Source organism: Ardenticatenales bacterium (assembly GCA_020634515.1).
In the GTDB taxonomy this organism is placed as follows: domain Bacteria; phylum Chloroflexota; class Anaerolineae; order Promineifilales; family Promineifilaceae; genus JAGVTM01.
Map to the genome: position 1 here is coordinate 1,099,706 of JACKBL010000001.1, position 16,028 is coordinate 1,115,733.

A 16,028-nucleotide genomic window follows, 5' to 3' on the forward strand; every position below is an offset into this window, starting at 1 on the left:
GGCCATCATCTGTGACGAAGCTTCCGGGAAGATCATTTTCGTAGGAGAAAAAGAGATGCCCAAACGCCCCCGTGTCTACTATCGTCCTGTTCATTTGGAGACTGCGCTGCAGCAGTTGGCGCAGCCAGATACCGTGCCCCTCGGCGGCGGCACAAAGCTGCTGGCGGCGGATGTGACTGTCGGCGTGGTGGATTTACAGGACCTGGGGCTAGACCAGGCAGAACAGGCCGGAGATTGGCTGCGCGTGGGGGCCATGGCGCGGCTGACGGACCTGGCGGCATTGGCGGCGCGGCATCCGCTGTTGGCGGCGGCCATTCATCGCGCCGGGCCGAATACGTACCGCAACGCGGCTACGCTGGGCGGCTCCATTGCTGCCCGGCTGGCGGATAGCGAACTGCTGGCGGCGCTTCTGGTGTTGGAGGCCAGCCTGACGGTCTACGCGCCGGAGGCCGTGGTCCTGTCGCTGCCACAGTTTTGGGCGTTGCGCCAGCCGGCTGCGTTAATCACGGAGATTCGTATTCCCTGGGGCGCGGGGCGGGGGGCGTCGGAGCGGGTGGCGCGCACGCCGGCGGACTATCCGATTGTGTCGGTGGCGGCGTGGCAACCGGAGGGGGAGACGGTGCGGCTGGCGGCGACGGGGATTGATGCGCTACCGGTGCGGCTGCCGGCATCTGAAGCAGCCGTGGCGACGGAGGGCATGGAAAGGGCGGCGGTGTTGGCGGGAGAGGAATGCCGGCATCCGGGTGACTTCCGCGGCGACGCATCCTACCGCGCCCAAATGGCCGCCGTCCTCACCCGCCGCGTTCTCATGCAACTGCTTCGATAGTTGTTCTTTTCGTAGACGTTTTACACCTGTAGCGACGGATTAGCCGCTTCTACCAGAGTATGATGGAACCCGACACGTATCAACAATTGTCCCTATTTCCCACTGCCACTGCGTGTTTCCCCTCTACGCGCTATCAAGGAAGCAAGGCCAAACTCACTGATTGGATTTGGGAGCAGATCGCTGACCTGGATTTTCACACCTGTCTGGATGCTTTTGCCGGCACAGGCGCAGTCGCCTATCGCTTAAAACAGGAAGGCAAAAGCATTACCTACAATGATCTGCTGCGTTTCAATTACCACATTGGACAGGCGATCATTGAAAACGACCAGGTGCAACTCGACTTTGAGGACGTGCAGTGGTTGCTTCAGAAGCATAGCGAAATTGTCTACCCGATCTTCGTGCAAGACACATTCCACAATATCTATTTCACGGACGAGGAAAATGCCTGGATCGATCAGACGATGACCAACATTCGCCGCCTCGCGCATCCTTATAAATTTGCCCTGGCGTTCTTTGCCTTGTGCCAGGCGTGCATGATCAAGCGCCCTTACAACCTGTTCCATCGCAAGAATTTGTACATGCGTTTTGCTGATGTTGAGCGTTCGTTTGGAAATAAGCGTTCCTGGGACAGACCGTTTCCTGAATGGTTTCAGACCTTCATAGAAGAAGCAAACCAGGCGGTGTTTGACAATGGGCAATCAAACCAGGCCCTAAACCATGATGCTCTTGAGGTCGTGGGCGATTACGATCTGGTGTATGTTGATACGCCTTATATTTCGCGTAAAGGCGTTGCTGTTGATTACCTGGCCTTTTATCACTTTCTTGAAGGTTTGACAATATACGATGAGTGGGAAAAGAAACTAGACCATCATTCAAAACATCTACGCTTGCAACTCCGGCCAAATGAATGGACCGACAAAAGACAAATCCATGCCGCATTCAATCGGTTATTTCATCGGTTTAGGAAGAGCATCCTGGTTGTATCTTATCGGAGCGATGGGATTCCCATTGAATCAGAATTGGTTTCTTTGCTGCAAAAGTACAAACGGCATGTGCGGGTTGAGCATTATGGTCACTACAAATACGCCTTATCCACCAATTCCAACTCGAAGGAGTTGCTGCTGATTGGGGTTTAGGCGTTAATCATGCGAAAACGGCGGCGCGTTTTTTACATGATGAGATCAAGGTGAGGCACGATGGGGACGGATGATTTCCGACGGGCACTGTTAGCCCGTTTTGAACAGTTGGAATCGGCTTTGGCGACAGATAGCGGGGATTGGGTCGTCAAGGGCTTCATTGATGTCTATCGCAATCTCTACACTATCTCAATAGACACCAAGGTTATCTCCAAGATTATCGAGTTGATACTGTTCCCCATTATCTCACAATTCGCAGATGAAAAGGAGTATCGGGTTGTACTCAGTGAACACCAGAATCATTACCCGGACATCAGTCTCATTGCCCCAGACGGTACCAGAATTGCGCTCGATCTCAAGAGTACATACAGAATAAATCCACAGCGCGTCAATGGTTTTACGCTCGGCACGTTTACTGGTTACTTTCGCCAGCGTGATTCCAGCAAGAACATCACCTTTCCCTATTCGCAATATGCGGCGCATTACGTGCTTGGCGTTGTTTGCTCACGTACAGACGCAAACATTGACGAGCGGCGCGTGTTCACGCTTGATGAATTGCATGACATCACGTCGGTTGTGAGGGACTTCACGTTTCTGCTCCAGGAAAAGTGGCGTATAGCTGGAGATCGGCCTGGTAGTGGCAACACGCGAAATATTGGCTCTATTACCAGTTTGCCGGCATTGGTGGCGGGACAAGGGCCGTTCGCTAAAGAAGGACGCATGGTCTTTGATGACTACTGGATGAACTACTTGACGGAAGATATGGCCCGCGCCATAGATTCATACGTTCCCTATCGTAACATTCGTGAGTATTGGCAATGGCGAGAGCGTGCCGGGCGGAGGCCGTAACGCGCTTTCTTGCGCGTGAGCGGGTGTTGCTTGACGCGGGGAGGGTGCAATGTTACGATCCTTTTGTCAAGTTGACCGGGTGGTCGCGGCTTCTCGTTTCCCTTTGCGGAAGCGGTGAGGTCGAGGAAAGTCCGCACTCCGCGGAGCATGGCGCCGGCTAACGGCCGGACGGGGCGACCCGATGGAATAGTGCAACAGAGAGGTGTATTGCCCGGCCTCCGGGCTGGGCGAGGGTGAAACGGTGGTGTAAGAGACCACCGGTGGTGGCAGTAATGTCGCCAGCCAGGTAAACCCCGCCAGGAGCAAGGCCAAGCAGGATGAAAATGGGGCGGCGGCATGTCCGCCGCGTCCGTTACGGGGCTGCTCGTTCCGTCTGACATCCGGGTAGGCCGCCAGAGAGCGCCAGCAATGGCGTTCCCAGACAGATGATCACCACTTGCTGCCGGCATTTGCCGCGGCAGGTACAGAATGCGGCTTACAGGTCAACTTGACTTCTTTTTTTATTGTGGCTGGTCGTCGTGCTGCCGGCCCTTTGTGCGCCAGAATTGTAGCCAATTAAACAGGTACGCTGCCCCCGGCGCGTTCCGTCGTCTCATGCGGTGTTTTCACGCTGCCGTCGTGGAGGTACTTGTGTCCGTGCGTGTGCTGTTTGTCTGCCTGGGCAATATCTGCCGTTCCCCCATGGCGGAAGCGGTGTTTCAACAGATGGTGAATGAAGCGGGATTGGCGCGGCTGATTGCGGTGGATTCCGCCGGCATTGGCGCATGGCACGCCGGCGAAAAAGCACATCCGGGAACCCGGCGCATCCTGGCCGCGCACAACATTGCTTACCAGGGGCGCGCACGCCAGATAACGGCGGCGGACATGGCCGATCCGCATACCTACGTTGTGGCCATGGATAATGAAAACATGGACGATTTGCGCCGGCGCTTTGGCGACCATCCTCGTCTCTATCGTCTGTTGGATTTTGCGACCGAAACGGACCGGCGCGAGGTTCCCGATCCCTACTATACGGGCAAATTTGACTTGGTTTATCGACTGGTTGTAGACGGCTGCCAGGGACTATTGGCGAAAGTTCGCGCGGATGCCGGCATTTAAGGATTTGTTCCCATCGACTGGGCCTATCCGGCAAGCAAGAACCCTTCCCGCGCATCTGTCAGTTCCCAAGCTATTAACGGATGCGCCCTAATACCCTTGTCGCTATTCACGACCACCTTCCCGGAAGTTGTTCTGATGCCAAACGATCTGAACGATGAGGCGTTTGGGACTTGACATCGAGCTTCCAGGAAGATCTACATACCATTCAGGAAAAGAGTGTCATGAAGGAACGAGACGTTATCGTTGTTGGCGCGGGGCCGGCGGGGGCAACAACCGCCATGGCCCTGGCGCGCAAGGGGCGCGATGTGCTGCTGTTGGACCGGCAGGACTTCCCCCGTGATAAAACCTGCGGCGATGCTGTGCCGGCAGGCGCGATTGAACTGCTATATGGCCTGGGCATGCGCGAGAAAATCGACAGCGCCGGCTTCTACCCCGTGCGCAAGCTCCTCATCAGTTCGCTCAAAGGGTACGTTCTGGAAGCAGACTTCCGCGAAAGCCCTTCCGGGGCGGAGTCCTACGTCATTCCCCGGCTGCAATTCGACGTTGCCTTGCAGCAGCACGCCGTTGATTCCGGCGCGGAGTTTGCGCGGGCGCAGGTGAAGGAGCCAATTGTTGAAGATGGGCGCGTTGTCGGCGTGCGCGCGCGGCGCAATGGCAAACTGGAGGAAATCCGCGCCAATATGGTCGTGGGCGCGGATGGGGCCACGTCAGTGATCACGCGCGCGCTGCGCCCGGAAAATAATCGTCATCTGGACAAGCATCGGGCGGTGGCTTTGCGCGCCTACGTGGAAGATCTGGAGGAACTGCCACACCAGATCGAGTTTTATCTATACAAGGGAATTGTGCCCGGTTATGCCTGGATTTTCCCCATTGGGGAGGGGAAGGCGAATATCGGCCTGGGGATGCGCTTGGACATTTTCCGGCGGCAGAAGCGCAGTTTGGAGGAGATGCTGGGGGTGTTCATGGAAATGCCGGCAGTCAAAAAACGACTCAAGCATGGTGGACAACTGCGCGATGTCGCCACCTGGTCCCTCAACTTCGGTTCACAAAATGACCTGATGCACGTCTATGATGGCGCGATCCTGGTTGGCGACGCCGCCGGCTTCATCAACCCCCTCACCGGCGGCGGCATTCACAATTCCGTCGTCTCCGGCGTCTTTGCCGCCGACACCATTGACGACGCCATGACGCAGGGCGATGTGTCCGCGGCGGCGCTGAAAATCTACGAGCAGCGCTGCCACGAGGAAATGTGGGCCGGCATGCGCCGTTCCTACTTCTTCCAGCGCGCCATGGGGCAATTCCCCTTTATCGTAGATTTCCTGGTCCGCCGTATGAACGCCAATAGCAAATTCGCTGAAGCGTTCCTTACCAAGATTTGAGTGGAAAAGGCGAGAGTGAGAAGGGCAACTGGGAGGTAGAACCGATCTTGCCAGAAAAAAAGGAACAGATCTCAGAGGCTCATTCAAAATCAACTTGTGATTATCCGGCAAGCAAGAAGGCTTCGGCAATGCCTGAAGCCCCTTTGAACGAATGCGCGCTAAGGGCGCATCCGTTAATAGATTTGGAAATGACGGATGCGCTGGAAGGGTTCTTACTTGTGGGAAAATCCAAAGTATTTCTCGAGCGAACCCTAAGATTTCTTGCCCTGGACAAGATCAATTTGCCTGTCATCCATTCTTACGTCGAGAACGTCTAGCAGGACCAACAACAGTACCAACAATGCCGCCTGCGGTGCGGCAAGGGCGATAATCACGGTCCACAATAGGGACAACTCCAGCAGTTTTCTCCCGTCCTTCTTGTTGTAAAACGTAATCCGGCGTTCCTTTCCTTCATTGACTAGCTCGCTCAATGTTGTCATCATGATCCTCCACAATCAAAGCACCTGTCGGCTGATGAGACTCCTTCCAGAAAGACAAAATACGCCTCGGCCCCTCAGGTGTGACGCACTTTCCCGTTTGTAAGTGCGTCACACCGCTGAAGGCTGAGTAGACGCAAAGATTATTTTTCGTAATTGTACAGGTCAGTCGGGGGCTGAGCTTGTCGAAGCCCGAGCTTGTCGAAGCCCGGTTCCCTTCGACAAGCTCAGGGAACGTACCTGTACAGTTGCTAATTTTCTATCTCCGACAGTAACTGCTAAGCCAGATTGGACCAATTTTCTCTGGCGAAAAGAGTTATTGAGCGCGTGAAATTGGTCCGTTTCCAGAGAGCGTTAGTAGTTACTCTCCGACAGAAGATATCGAACCGCCGCCTCAAGCTGGGTATCAATCCCATTACGGAGGTCGTCGCGGTCAAGGGGAACGGTGATGTCAGGGATGACGCCGTGATCTTCGAGAACAGCGCCATCAGCCGTTCGCGTCTGGGCAAATGGGTACAGGAAAGTAGCCCCATTGGGGAGTACTTTAATATCTCCCACCAGGACCGACCCGGCTGTGCGCATTCCCACAACGGTTGCCCGCTGATTTGCTTTCATCATCCCCGAAAACTCTTCGCTTGATGACCCACTTAATATATCCACCAGAACCGCCACCGGCCCGAGATACGGTTCGTCTGGCGGATCGGTATAACCTTCACGCTCGAACCCTGGCAACTCAAGACCTGGGCGGGTGATGTACCGCCAGAGCAATGTCCGTTCCCGGAAGAACTGGCTGGCGATTGCCTTGCGAACGTAGTAAAAACCGCCGGGATTGCCGCGAACATCAATAATCATGGCTGGCGCATCTCCCATCTCCTGGATGGCGCCCAGGACCCCGTCGAGGACGGGGGGCAGAAAGCCGTCTAGCTGGATATAGGCGATGTTTCCTTCCAGCCGTCTGGCTTCAAATCCAATGTACATCGCGGGCAAATCTTGGGCAGTAAAGGGTTCCTCTTTTCGGGCCTCCATCACCAGGGTGGCCTCATGCTCCTGGTTTTGCGCGTCAAGATAGGAAACAGTGATGGATTGGCCAGGTTCGCCATAGAATTTCGTCAGGATCGCGCTGAGTATCTGTCCCTGCCGGCGGCGTTCGTTACGAGGTGGTAGCCAGAGTGTGATCCATTCTTCCCCATTTTCAACAGAAACCCCGTCAACACTCAGAATGATAAAACCGGTTTGAAGTCCGGCCCGGTTGGCGGCCGATCCGGCCTCTACGCTGGTGATAACGACCTGTTCGTCAATGAATCGAACGTCAAGGCCTACACTGCCGCGCGCGGAAAGGATCGGCTCTATTTGATCAGCCGAACCCGGCGGCAAGAGAGCCATATGGGAGGCATTAATCTGAAAGCACATCTCATTCACAAGCATGTAGAACGCTTCCTCGTTTTCGGCCGCGCTGATCTTGGGCAGGTATTCGTCATACATTGCGTCCCAATCAACGCCGTTGAAATCGGGATCGAAATAGGTTTCATTGATTGTCTGCCAGACGATATTGAACGTTTCCCGGTATTCGGCCAGCTTTTCCGGTGGAATTGTTGGCGTTGGCGTAGCTGTTGCGGATTGCCCCGGGCTGCAGCCCGCCAGCCCACAGGAAATCAGCAGAAGAATCACAATGATAACCGCTGCTTTGTAGCCGCTGAGTAAGATGGTTAACTTTTTCATATGATTTCACTGAATGTAAAGACGCTTGCTTGGGAAATTAGAAGGTTGCTAACCGGATGGGCTTTGCGGGTTCGGAGTGGAGAATGGGGATTGATGTAGGCAAAGTGCGCCTAAATGCAAGACTCCCTCACATCACACTAAATCCCCTTGGGCTTTTTTGTAAAGTGGCATAAGGCATGTATCTAATGTGATTTTTGTCATTAACGCTCTGAAGGGTTGCGCACTTCCCAGACTGGCGTAGTTCTGGAAACTGCGCCAGTTTCTCCTATCAAAATACACGCCAATGGTTTGATCACTGCCGGGCGGAGTCCCTTACCCCGTGGCGCAGCATTAGAGTATACTTCGCGCAAAAGGACTGACACTCCTGTCAATTCTCATCAAAGGAGACCAGGAATGCGAAACTTACTGTTGCGTTGGTTCGTCAATGCGATTGCTTTGTGGGTAGCCGTGAAGTTGCTCCCGGGGCTACACCACGATGGAACGGCTATTTCCCTGATTGCCGTCGCCTTGATTTTTGGCCTGGTGAACGCGCTGGTGCGTCCGCTGTTGTTGCTCCTCACCTGCCCGCTGGTGCTGCTGACGCTGGGGCTGTTCGTTCTCATTGTGAACACGCTCATGCTGTCTCTGACGATTGCCCTGTCCAATTCATTGGGATTGGGGATTTCCTCGGACAGCTTTGTGGCGACCTTCCTCGGCTCTATCGTCATCAGCCTGGTCAGCGGCGTGCTGAATGTGCTTCTCAAAGACGAGCGGGAGAACAATTAATGGGTGAATGGGTGAATGGTTAGCATGGATGCAAGATCGTTAGCCGTTCCAGGATTTAACAGTTCATCCATTGTGACTATACAGGTCATCTGCCCAGATTGGACCAATTTGCTCTGGTTGAATCTTATTGATGTCTACAAAATTGGTCCAATCTCTCGGAGACGTGAATAGTTACCATCCATTAACCATTCCTTCCCGGCTGCAGGTGGCCTTCCAGGATGACGGTGCGCGCCAGGGTGTCGCGGAAGCCGACAGCCTGCGCCAGTTCGATGGACGCGGTGTTGTGCGTTTCCACGGAGTAAAGAGGCGTGCGGCTCTGGCGCAGCAGGTGCTGCGCCAGGCTGGCGACAACGCTGCGACCATATCCCTGGCGGCGATAGTTGGGATGGGTGCGCACGGCGATGTCGGCGAAGGTGGGTGATTGCCAGTTGAGGCTGGCGCTGGCGACGATTTCGCCGCGCGGGTCGCCTGGGGGATTGCGCACGATGAAGCGAGGCAGCTCGTCGGGGGAGTTGGCCTGGGTGACGAAGATGTTGATGATTGGCTCGAATCGTTTAGCGTCGAGACGGAAGAGGCGCAGCGTCTGTTCCCGTTCGATGGCGAAGACGGCGCGTATGAGGGGTAGGTAGGTGGTGGTGGTGTGCAGGATGATGGGGGTTTCGGGGGGAATGGCGCGGTAGAGGAGGTGGATGCCGGCATCCAAATCCAATTCCCCCCCCTTCTCCACAGTCGGCAGCCGCATCGTCACCAGCGGGCGGAACAGATCAATCCCCGTGCGCGACAGCGCCACGTAGCCGCGCGCCCGCTCCGCATCCTCCGGATACGTCACCAACGTCGTGCGATTGTCAGGGTGATAGAAGGCATAGTAGACGGCCATCGCGTCCGTGGCGTCTCGTTCATTGAGCAGCAGGCGAATGGCGCGTCGTTGGTCGGATAGGTTCATGATGGATCTTTGGAATCGGGGTGGAGCAGGCGCAGGGCGGCGAGAGCGATCTCGCCAGCGGCGGTCACGGCGGCGCTCACCTGGGGGCGATGGGGCTGGTACGTGTTCATTGATTCGCCGCTACCGCGCACGTTGCCATCGACGGCGAGGATGGCTCCGGTTTGCGCCCGACGCAGCGCGCCGACGAGGAAGAGGGCGGCGCATTCCATTTCCACGGCGAGGACGTTGGCCTGGGACAGGTCGTGGTAGTTGGGGGTGTGGGGGGTGGTGATGCCGGCATAAAACACATCCCGCGACACCACCAAACCCACCCGCGCCCGCTTCCCGCCGGCCACCGCCGCCGCGCGCAGCGCCACGCTTACATCCAGGTCCGCCACCGCCGGGTAGCCGGGCGGCAATGCCTCCCGCGCATATCCAATGGACTGCACCGCCGCCGTGGCAATCACCACGTCCCCATCCCCCACATCCGGCGGCAAACCGCCGCACGTGCCCACGCGGATGAGGCAGCGCCCCCCGGCGGCGATCAGCTCCTCGAAGGCGATGGCCGCTCCCGGTGCGCCAATGCCGTGCGAACAGACGGTAACGGGTAGCCCCTGGTGCAAACCGCGATAGGCGCGGTATTCGCGCCACTCGCTGAGCAGGGCCGCGTCTTGCAACATCTCCGCGATGCGGCCGGCACGCGCCGGGTCGCCACAGACCAGCACCGCCGGCGAGACGCCGCCCACGGGCAATTTGGTTAACGGGAGCGTGGTCGTCATTCTGTCTGCTACCTTCTGATGCTGCTTTATAAGTAGAATGCCGGCATTTCCGGCCTGTTCCCCAACACCTCTTCAATCCGCGCCATCACCTCATCCGTGAGCAGGCTGACCGCTTCCAGCGCGCCCAGATTCTCCGTAATCTGGCTGGGGCGAGACGCACCCAGGATGACGGTACTCACGTTGGGGTTTTTCAGACACCAGGCCACGGCCATTTGCGCCATGCTGATGCCCAGATCGTCGGCGATTCCCGTCAACTGGCGCACTTTCGCCAGCCGCGCCTGCCCTTCTTCGCTTTCCACCATGCGCCGCAGCCACTCGTAGCCGGGCAGCGTCATGCGCGAATCCGCGGGCATGGCGTCGTTGTATTTGCCCGTGAGAATGCCGGAGGCCAGCGGGGACCAGATGGTTGTGCCCATGCCGTACTCCTGGTAAAGGCGGGCGTATTCCACCTCAAACCGTTCGCGGTGGAGCATGTGGTACTGCGGCTGCTCCATCGTGGGCGCATAGAGGTTGTACTGGCGCGCGACGGCGTGCGCTTCCATGATTTGCTGCGCTGTCCATTCCGACGTGCCCCAGTAGAGTACCTTGCCCTGGCGGATCAGGTCGGTCATGGTTTGCACGACCTCCAGCACGGGCACGGCGGGATCGGCTCGGTGGCAGAAGTAGAGGTCGAGGTAGTCTACTTGCAGCCGTTCCATGGCCTGGTGGCACGCTTCCACGATGTGCTTGCGGCTGAGGCCCAGCTGCGTGGGCTTGGGGTCGGAGATGCAGCCCCAGCGCACTTTGCTGGAGACGATGTAGCTGTCGCGTCGCCAGCCGCTTTGCGCCAGCACCTGCCCCATGATGGTTTCCGCCTGCCCGTGCGCGTATACCTCGGCGTTGTCGAAGAAGTTGATGCCGGCATCATACGCCACCCGCATCATCTCCCATGCCTTGTCCATGTCCAACTGGTTGCTAAAGGTGACCCAGGCTCCATAAGACAAAACGCTCACCTGCAAGCCTGAGCGCCCTAAACGACGATGCTCCATGATGTTGTCTCCTGTGAAAATAATCTTCCCGGAAGCGCCGTCACGGATGATGGCCTTGGGGAGCAGCTTCCGGGAAGATGTTGTCAATGTCCCTCCCGAAATCTGGTTGTAGTCTAGTCCTGGATTATACCTGGAATGAGGCGTGTTGCGCAGAATCCCCCCGGCATGGCGCGTCCCCGATTGCCGTAGTTCCTTGGCTATTACCCTCCGGCCAATGACTTTTGACTCTACTGAAAAAAGGTCAAAAACCGGGTTTTTACACATGAACCACTCTGGTAATTTCAGCCGGACAATCGAAAAACCCGGTTTTTTCAGTGAACTCACTTTTATGGGTCGAATAGGGATAACTGGTTGATTTGCTGGATGGCCAGGGCGGGGTCGTGAAAGTCGCCGTGGCGGTTGGGGAAGCAGGAAACGGAAAAGCGGCGGTGGAGTTCTTCTGTTTGCAGCCACGGGGGGCGGCGCGTGTCTTCGACCCAACGGGCGATGAGTTCCGCCAGGACCACTTTCGCCCGCTGCCCGGAGTTGGCCGTCAATGCCTGGCGGAAACCGGATGTGACCAGGTCCACCAACTGGATGAGTTCGCACGCCTCTTTCTGTTCGTCCGCCGCCCAGGCGGGATTGGAGCCGATGGGCACGACGTTGGGGGCCAGCATTCGTGTTTGCGGGTAGGCGGCGGGGCGTTTGGCGCGCCGGCTGGCGATTTCCTGGGAGACCTGGCGTGGCAGGTAGGTGGCGAAGTTGTCTCCCGCTGCCCGCGCTTTTTTGTCGGAGTGCAGGCGCAGGGCGACGCGCTCGTAATTGGACAGGGACCAGGCAATGCCGGCAATGATCGCCGTGCGCGCGAAGTAGTTGTAGACGTGGTACGGTTCGGGGAAGCGTTCCGCCTGGAAGCCGGAGGATTGGGTGTCTACCGCCAGGCAATAGTAGTAACAACGGCTGGCGATTTCACTGACAAAGGTTTGCAGCCACTGGCGGGCGCATTGAGGCTTGGGACCGTAGACGGAGCGGCGCAGGTTGACGAAGTGGATTTCGTCGAAGTAGGCGTTTTCCTGCCGGATTTGTTGCAGGAGCGTGACGATTTGGGTTTGCTGCGATGCCGGCACAAACAACACCCCATGCAGCAGCCACCTGCTCCCCGACCCAGGACGATAAAAGCCGCTTTCATCGTGATACACGTTGAAAGCGGCTTCGGCGGGCGGCGTTCCAAATAGGGTCGGCTGGTGCATAGGCATGAGGGTTGTTCCTTTGAGAATAGTGGTCAGTGGATAGTGGTCAGACGCGCACCCCGGCAAATATCATCCAGACAAATCTGCGTCATCCGCGAAATCTGTGACTATTTTCGTCCTTCGTAACTCCTCCCTCGTCCCTAAAAGAGCCGCATCTGGTAGGTTGGGCGCTTGCCATCCAGGAGAACGAAGGGGGCCATGGGCGTGGTGCGCAGGCCGATGGCGTGCAGTTCCTCCAACTCGCGCAAGGTGGCGCGGCGGCGGGCGGCGACAATGGTGTTGGCGCTTTGGGGGCCAATGCCGGGAATCTGTAGCAGTTCCTCGCGGCTGGCCCGGTTTAGCTCCACCGGGTTGTCCGCCAGGGCAGTCTCCGCCCAGGCGCGCTTGGGGTCGCGGTCCAGCGGCAGATTACCTTCCGGATCGAAGGGCAGGCTTTCCAGGTCGAATCCGTAGTCGCGCAGTAGGAAGGATGCCTGGTAGAGTCGATTCTGGCGCATGAGGGGCGTTGCCGGCATTTGCGCCAGCGGCGTGTCCGCAATCGGATGAAAAGCGGAGAAATAGGTACGGCTCAAATGCAATCGGTGATAAAGATACTCCGTCGCCGACAGCAGCTCCACGTCCGAATCCCCCGCCGCGCCCACCACAAACTGCGTCACCGTGGAAGGCCAGCGCCCATTCCAACCGAGGCGGGACGGCTGCGTCTGGCGCATTTCCTCCACCCATTGCAGCGGCGACAAAAGCTCCGCCAGGAACTGCTTTTGCGGGGCCAGCACGGCCAGCCGTTGCGGCGTGGGCGCTTCCAGGTTAATCGAGAGGCGATCCGCCAACTGCATGGCGCGCTCCACCTGCGCCCTTTCCGCCCCCGGCATGATTTTTAGATGCACGTAGCCGCGAAACTGGTGCTGGCGGCGCAAAATGTCTACGGTGTCCAGCAGCCGGTCCTGCGTGGCCGCGCCCCCCTTGATGATGCCCGAACTGAGGAAAAGACCCTGCACCATGCCGGCACGATTCATACTCATGAATGCCTGCGCCATCTCCTCGGGCTTGAAAGTCGTGCGGCGATAGTTGCGCCCGGCGCGGAAGGGGCAGTAAGCGCAGTTGCGCTCGCAGGCGGTGGTCAGCATGGTTTTCAGCAGGGGGATGGTTTTGCCGCCGGGCAGCGCGGCGTGGAACACGCCCAACTCTTCCTTCCAGTTGTGGGCCGTGCGCGCCCCACAAGGCGTCCCGGCGCTGCCGGTCTCTTCCGCCGGCTCCAGGTGCATCTGCGTGGCAATCGTTTGCAGCTTGTGCGTCGTTTCCATAATCACCATTATAGCACATGCGTTCTGTCCAGGGCAATCATTCCGCAAGCGTGCATACAAAAAAGCGTCCACCGAAAGAAGTTCAACTTTTAGTCATTGATCGGAAATTCAGTCGAGGAAAAAGTTGAACTTCTCGTCTCGAAGGGTTTTTTTCGGTAGAGTCAAAAAACGGTCTTGACAATGGTCAATCGTGTCGCCACGCAATTGGACGGAATGATTGACGCGGCGTAAGAACGATGGAGGGGGGAAGTCCTTCATCTGCATGTGGGGCGCGAACTTGCCGGCATTTTCCTCCCGCATACAATTCTCCTCATGGTCTCCATCCTCAATCCTGTTATCGCCGAAAGCGGCGTGGTGCGGCCCACCGTGGCCGAAGTGAGCCTGTCGCGGCTGACGCACAATTTGCGTCTCATCCAACGGCAGGTTGCGCCGGCGCGCGTGATGGCAATCCTGAAGGCGAATGCGTATGGGCACGGGCTGCTAGAGGTGGCGCACCATCTGGTGTCTCTGGGGGTGGACTACCTGGGGGTGGCTTTTTTGGAGGAGGGGATTTTGCTGCGAAATGCCGGCATTACCACCCCCATCCTCGTTCTCGGCGGCATCCTGGGGGACCAGATTCCCCTGTTCCTGCGGCACGACCTCACCCTCACCGCCTCTTCTGTGGAAAAACTGCGCCAAATTGACCAGATCGCCGCGCAAATGGGGGTGCTGGCCCGCGTGCATCTGAAGATTGATACCGGCATGGAGCGCATTGGCGTCCACTACTACAACGCCGACACCCTGTTTGCCGCGGCCGCGAGATGCCGGCATTGCCGCGTCGAAGGCGTCTTTTCCCACTTTGCCAACGCGGATGCAGCGGACCTGACCTCGGCGCGGGAGCAGTTGGCCCGCTTTGAGGAGGCGCTGCGCTTTTTCCCGCGGCATGGTCTGCCCCTGCCGTTGCGCCACATGGCCAATTCCGGCGCGATCTTGCAGTTGCCAGGCAGCTATTTCGACATGGTGCGTGCCGGCATTCTCCTCTACGGCATCTACCCTTCTCAAGAAGTCCCCCGCACCATCCCCGTGCGCCCCGCCCTCGCCTGGAAATCCCGCGTCGTCTATTTCAAAGTCGTCAAACCCGGCCACCCCGTCAGCTACGGCTCCACCTGGACCCCGGAAACCCTCAGCCGCGTCGTCACCATCCCCGTCGGCTACGGCGACGGCTACTTCCGCGGTCTTTCCAACCACGCCCAGGTAATCATCCGCGGGCGGCGCTACCCTGTCGTCGGGCGCGTTTGCATGGATCAGTTTATGGTCAACATCGGTTGGGACAGCGCCTACAATGGAGATGAAGTCATCTTGCTGGGGGAGTCAGGCGACCAGGCGATCACCTGTGCCGAGGTGGCTGAATGGGCGGGAACCATTCCCTACGAAGTCCTCACGAACATCAACACCCGCGTCCCCCGCATCTACATCCGGGATAATAACCATTAGAAAGCACTCAGCCCCTGGCCAGGAGGGGAAACCAGGGGCTGAGATGCTTGTTTGGCGACTTCACTCGAATTTTAGAGGCAAAAATTAAACAAAGCCTGAGTTGAGTATGAGCGAGCTGTTAATAAAGCGCCCCGGGAAAAGTATCCATGCCGGCCATATAGCCGACCCGTTTCGCCATGCGCACCCCGTTCCACGACTCGCCGATAGTTGCCAGAATGCCATCGTGAATGGCCCACGCTCGCCCGCGCACGGTGCGCCACTGCCCCGGCTGGCGAAAGGGCGTGCTGCCATCCAGCGCCGCGTGTAGCGGTTCCCCTGGCTGAAAAGCGACGTGGATTTTCTCCATCAGCCGCCGCCCGGAAATGTAGCCGCAGCCGCGCCGTTCAAAGAGCCACGCATCCAGGTAGGTGAGCGGTTCGAGATAAAGGATGGGATGCCCCAGGATGGCGGCGAACCACTCAATCCCTTGCATGACCAGCCGCGAGGCGCGCAGCCCGAGACGGATCTGCGCGGGAGCCAGCCCGGCCAGCATCGCCCGCTCCTCTTCGACCAGGTTGCGGTGGATCGTGCCGAAGAGGGTGTCGCGTCCTTCGAGGCCGCGGTCGGTGTAGTAGCGGGGGCTGTGTGGGTCGCTGAGGACGAGCAGGTTCACGTCGAGGCCGTTGAAGATGTTGTCTACCAGTTCCAGCATGTAGAAGGGGTCGCGCGCGCCTGGTTCATGCCAGCCGACCAACCGCAGCAGCGGTTCGCCCGGCTCCGCTGTGATGTCGATCAGTGGTTCGCCCGCCGGGTTTTCCCAACTGATGGGGTTGATGCGGAAGTGGGTGAGGAGGTTAGGGGGGATGAGGAGGCGTAGGAGGCGGCGTTTCATGCCGGCAGAAAGCTGATTTACACCACGCAGTGGGACGGGCAAATTGGGGTCCCTCCCCAAGCGCAGCGCGGAAAACGTGGGCGCGGGGAGGGAACTGTCTTCAAACTCAGGGAACATGCGATCTCCGAAGAATAGTGATTGGTGGACAGTGGTTGGTGGATAGTTGGCGGTTTGGGG

Annotated in this window: 15 protein-coding genes and 1 other RNA gene; 8 read left to right on the plus strand and 8 right to left on the minus strand. The window is 58.0% G+C overall.

What is annotated here, in order from left to right:
- The first annotated feature begins 55 nt into the window (after positions 1 to 55).
- The 6 genes from H6650_04150 to H6650_04175 all read left to right on the plus strand — a co-directional run bounded on the left by H6650_04150 (position 56) and on the right by H6650_04175 (position 5,288).
- A complete protein-coding gene (locus H6650_04150) occupies positions 56 to 826 on the plus strand; it encodes an FAD binding domain-containing protein (protein MCB8951188.1) in 771 nt (256 codons plus the stop codon).
- Between the two features lie 62 nt (positions 827 to 888).
- Complete coding sequence (locus H6650_04155; protein MCB8951189.1) at positions 889 to 1,962, plus strand: DNA adenine methylase; 1,074 nt, start codon at positions 889 to 891, stop codon at positions 1,960 to 1,962.
- A 60-nt stretch (positions 1,963 to 2,022) separates the two neighbouring features.
- Positions 2,023 to 2,811 (plus strand): restriction endonuclease, encoded by a 789-nt coding sequence (locus H6650_04160; GenBank protein ID MCB8951190.1) that lies wholly within the window; start codon positions 2,023 to 2,025, stop codon positions 2,809 to 2,811.
- Between the two features lie 67 nt (positions 2,812 to 2,878).
- Positions 2,879 to 3,305, plus strand: an RNA gene (rnpB, locus tag H6650_04165) — RNase P RNA component class A.
- 100 nt (positions 3,306 to 3,405) lie between these two features.
- On the plus strand, positions 3,406 to 3,909 hold the full coding sequence (locus H6650_04170; GenBank protein MCB8951191.1) for a low molecular weight phosphotyrosine protein phosphatase: 504 nt from the start codon (positions 3,406 to 3,408) through the stop codon (positions 3,907 to 3,909).
- Positions 3,910 to 4,130: 221 nt separating this feature from the next.
- Positions 4,131 to 5,288 (plus strand): NAD(P)/FAD-dependent oxidoreductase, encoded by a 1,158-nt coding sequence (locus H6650_04175; protein MCB8951192.1) that lies wholly within the window; start codon positions 4,131 to 4,133, stop codon positions 5,286 to 5,288.
- Positions 5,289 to 5,539: 251 nt separating this feature from the next.
- Here the strand turns inward: H6650_04175 and H6650_04180 are convergent, their stop codons facing one another.
- Complete coding sequence (locus H6650_04180; GenBank protein ID MCB8951193.1) at positions 5,540 to 5,770, minus strand: DUF4342 domain-containing protein; 231 nt, start codon at positions 5,768 to 5,770, stop codon at positions 5,540 to 5,542.
- Positions 5,771 to 6,118: 348 nt separating this feature from the next.
- Positions 6,119 to 7,483: a PDZ domain-containing protein gene (locus tag H6650_04185; GenBank protein MCB8951194.1), complete on the minus strand. Its 1,365-nt coding sequence runs from the start codon at positions 7,481 to 7,483 to the stop codon at positions 6,119 to 6,121.
- A 393-nt stretch (positions 7,484 to 7,876) separates the two neighbouring features.
- Here H6650_04185 and H6650_04190 point away from each other — a divergent pair, with 393 nt between their 5' ends.
- Entirely contained in the window at positions 7,877 to 8,248 is a 372-nt protein-coding gene (locus H6650_04190) for a phage holin family protein (GenBank protein ID MCB8951195.1), read from the plus strand.
- Between the two features lie 181 nt (positions 8,249 to 8,429).
- Here H6650_04190 and H6650_04195 read toward each other — a convergent pair whose 3' ends face one another.
- From H6650_04195 to H6650_04215, 5 genes are all read right to left on the minus strand, one after another.
- Positions 8,430 to 9,191, minus strand: a complete 762-nt coding sequence (locus H6650_04195) for a GNAT family N-acetyltransferase (GenBank protein MCB8951196.1) — start codon at positions 9,189 to 9,191, stop codon at positions 8,430 to 8,432.
- The gene (locus tag H6650_04200) at positions 9,188 to 9,949 is read right to left on the minus strand and encodes a nucleoside phosphorylase (protein MCB8951197.1); all 762 of its coding nucleotides are present in this window, start codon (positions 9,947 to 9,949) and stop codon (positions 9,188 to 9,190) included. Before H6650_04200 ends, H6650_04195 begins: the two co-directional genes overlap by 4 nt.
- Positions 9,950 to 9,975: 26 nt before the next feature.
- Positions 9,976 to 10,977, minus strand: coding sequence for an aldo/keto reductase (locus tag H6650_04205; protein MCB8951198.1), 1,002 nt, complete (start codon positions 10,975 to 10,977; stop codon positions 9,976 to 9,978).
- A 326-nt stretch (positions 10,978 to 11,303) separates the two neighbouring features.
- On the minus strand, positions 11,304 to 12,212 hold the full coding sequence (locus tag H6650_04210; GenBank protein ID MCB8951199.1) for a hypothetical protein: 909 nt from the start codon (positions 12,210 to 12,212) through the stop codon (positions 11,304 to 11,306).
- Positions 12,213 to 12,346: 134 nt separating this feature from the next.
- A complete protein-coding gene (locus H6650_04215) occupies positions 12,347 to 13,507 on the minus strand; it encodes a helix-hairpin-helix domain-containing protein (GenBank protein MCB8951200.1) in 1,161 nt (386 codons plus the stop codon).
- A 264-nt stretch (positions 13,508 to 13,771) separates the two neighbouring features.
- Here H6650_04215 and alr point away from each other — a divergent pair, with 264 nt between their 5' ends.
- Positions 13,772 to 14,980 (plus strand): alanine racemase, encoded by a 1,209-nt coding sequence (alr, locus tag H6650_04220; protein ID MCB8951201.1) that lies wholly within the window; start codon positions 13,772 to 13,774, stop codon positions 14,978 to 14,980.
- Positions 14,981 to 15,098: 118 nt separating this feature from the next.
- On the opposite strand, the gene H6650_04225 is transcribed toward alr, so the two are convergent.
- Positions 15,099 to 15,968 (minus strand): hypothetical protein, encoded by an 870-nt coding sequence (locus H6650_04225; protein ID MCB8951202.1) that lies wholly within the window; start codon positions 15,966 to 15,968, stop codon positions 15,099 to 15,101.
- Positions 15,969 to 16,028 lie beyond the last annotated feature (60 nt).

Coding starts and splice junctions, on each gene's coding strand:
- H6650_04150 (MCB8951188.1), top strand. CDS start 56: ATGCCCAAACGCCCCCGTGTCTACTATCGTCCTGTTCATTTGGAGACT.
- H6650_04155 (MCB8951189.1), top strand. CDS start 889: ATGGAACCCGACACGTATCAACAATTGTCCCTATTTCCCACTGCCACT.
- H6650_04160 (MCB8951190.1), top strand. CDS start 2,023: ATGGGGACGGATGATTTCCGACGGGCACTGTTAGCCCGTTTTGAACAG.
- H6650_04170 (MCB8951191.1), top strand. CDS start 3,406: ATGCGGTGTTTTCACGCTGCCGTCGTGGAGGTACTTGTGTCCGTGCGT.
- H6650_04175 (MCB8951192.1), top strand. CDS start 4,131: ATGAAGGAACGAGACGTTATCGTTGTTGGCGCGGGGCCGGCGGGGGCA.
- H6650_04180 (MCB8951193.1), bottom strand. CDS start 5,770: ATGATGACAACATTGAGCGAGCTAGTCAATGAAGGAAAGGAACGCCGG.
- H6650_04185 (MCB8951194.1), bottom strand. CDS start 7,483: ATGAAAAAGTTAACCATCTTACTCAGCGGCTACAAAGCAGCGGTTATC.
- H6650_04190 (MCB8951195.1), top strand. CDS start 7,877: ATGCGAAACTTACTGTTGCGTTGGTTCGTCAATGCGATTGCTTTGTGG.
- H6650_04195 (MCB8951196.1), bottom strand. CDS start 9,191: ATGAACCTATCCGACCAACGACGCGCCATTCGCCTGCTGCTCAATGAA.
- H6650_04200 (MCB8951197.1), bottom strand. CDS start 9,949: ATGACGACCACGCTCCCGTTAACCAAATTGCCCGTGGGCGGCGTCTCG.
- H6650_04205 (MCB8951198.1), bottom strand. CDS start 10,977: ATGGAGCATCGTCGTTTAGGGCGCTCAGGCTTGCAGGTGAGCGTTTTG.
- H6650_04210 (MCB8951199.1), bottom strand. CDS start 12,212: ATGCCTATGCACCAGCCGACCCTATTTGGAACGCCGCCCGCCGAAGCC.
- H6650_04215 (MCB8951200.1), bottom strand. CDS start 13,507: ATGGAAACGACGCACAAGCTGCAAACGATTGCCACGCAGATGCACCTG.
- H6650_04225 (MCB8951202.1), bottom strand. CDS start 15,968: ATGTTCCCTGAGTTTGAAGACAGTTCCCTCCCCGCGCCCACGTTTTCC.